The organism is Brevibacillus borstelensis (genome assembly GCF_037834415.1).
GTDB classification, from domain to species: domain Bacteria; phylum Bacillota; class Bacilli; order Brevibacillales; family Brevibacillaceae; genus Brevibacillus; species Brevibacillus borstelensis_A.
The window spans coordinates 1-2,021 of sequence record NZ_JAUMSJ010000082.1; the positions used below are offsets into that span (position 1 = coordinate 1).

The window sequence follows — 2,021 nt, forward strand, 5'->3', positions numbered from 1 at the left end:
TTCAACATTTTGATTGACATTCACATCCCACAGATGATGCCCTTCTGAAGATGTTATATCTCGTAACCATGGATGTTCTATGAAAGTGGACGGGACGAGTCCAGAACTAGGGCCAGATTCTCTTGCAGCTATCTGTTTTCTTTGAGGATTGAGTAAAGCCGTACATCCGTACATCCGTTAACAAATGAAAGGCTTCATCCCCGAAGGGATTATCTTTCTCTTCACCAACGTGTCAAGGGTTCGCTTCGACTTACGCCCTTGACTCTGTTGGCTCAGAAAAAGATATCCCAATTAGGGGATGAAACCTTTTCATATACCGGTTGATTGAGATTACACAAAATTCTTGACAGACACGAGTATTATTGTATAATTTTGAGATTAATACAAAATTTTAGGGAGGTGATTAATTGAAAATTTCTAGAATAACTTATATTATTTTGTTATTAAGCATCACATTAGTATCCTTTTTTTTAGTAGGAAGTCTACTACATACATCTGATGGGACTTTGTCTTTTTTTGTTGCTTTAATTGCCATTCACTTTATCCTTGATAAATTGTTTGATTTTACTGAAACAAAAAGCCACTAACAAAAGCTAGTGGCTTTTTTTAATATTACTACGGCTTAAAGTCTAACCCTCTTGACGTTCTTTTATAGTTTTTATTTACTTGATTGTAACTAACATTTAGAGATGTAGCTTTTAGATCAACGAAATTAATACTAGCGGATCCTGATAAAGAATTAGTTTTGTAGTTATGCTCAAAATCAGTAAAAAATTTAGTAGTAAATGAGCTAGATTTGGGCTTAAAATAGGTGCTAACAATAACGGTATCAGTGTCATATACTTCTCTACACATTCCACCCTGACATGCAGTATAACCGTTATCTTCTACGTTCCAGACTACACCGTAATATGTTTCATCTCGTTTTGATATGCCGAATCCTTCTGTTGTACCATTATTATCGTAACCACTTCGGTATTCTTCTGTTGCACCATTATCCCAAATAATATATTGCCACGTATGGGCATATGATCGTGTAGTATTAACACCATCTAAACTTCTGACACTTACCAAATCGACAGTATCGCCCAAGAAATCCCAACCATTATTATCCCAATCCCACTCAGCGTAGTATTTGAATTCTCCAGTTTTACTATATCTAGAAAAATGTTCATCAATTAATTTTAAATCGGTAGACTTAGATTGGGTACCTATTTCAGGCTCTCTTTCTATAGGTAGTCTTTCCCACCCCATTTCTTCCTCAATTTCTTTGACTCTTTGTTTCTTGATTTCTTTATATTTCTTTTCAATTTCAGCCACTTCTTCTTTTATTTCAGTTTTACTTACTTTTTGCAATCTTGCTTTTTCAACATGTTCCTTTATTTCTTCATTTTTCTTTTTAACTTCTTCATCGTACATTTTGTCAAGAGCTGCTTCCAAATCATCAATATGTGCAGTTTCTTTATCAAAACTTCGCACGGGACGTACTTCGTCTCCCTTTTGGTAAGCCATCACGTAGTTACTGGAATATAATGCAACCATTAATCCAAACGTACATAAACCAGCGATGAACTTTTTCATGAACAACCTCCATATTTAGTTAAATTTTCAAATCATTCGTATCATACCAATTTTATCCATGTGTGTAAATGGAATGTTTAGTTTTGAAAAAAATATCAGTTTATTTAAAATTGATAAATAAATTAATCAAATGATAATATACCCTACTACACTAGCGTTGCATTAATATAGTCAAAATACACAAAAGATTCGGTCTTGTTCTCGCTGAAAATAAAAATATCCTTTACAATGGAATAGTCAGGTAGTTTCTGTCCAAATCCACTGAAAGGATAAGCGCATGGACAAGAATACCTTACTTTCGCCATTTGGTAAATGGGTCTCTCCCATTTTTTCGAAAAGTTTTATCAAGATCTAACTTCAAGTGATCAGGACAAGTACGTAAAAAAGCTGACTACTCCGGCTTATCTGCTGTTGTTTTTGCATGCCCAATTGCAACAGCG

Annotated in this window: 1 protein-coding gene; it reads right to left on the minus strand. The window is 34.4% G+C overall.

The annotated features are described in order from the left end of the window. Positions 1 to 615 precede the first annotated feature (615 nt). Entirely contained in the window at positions 616 to 1,581 is a 966-nt protein-coding gene (locus Q3F21_RS27005; protein ID WP_340259661.1) for a hypothetical protein, read from the minus strand. Positions 1,582 to 2,021: the final 440 nt, after the last annotated feature.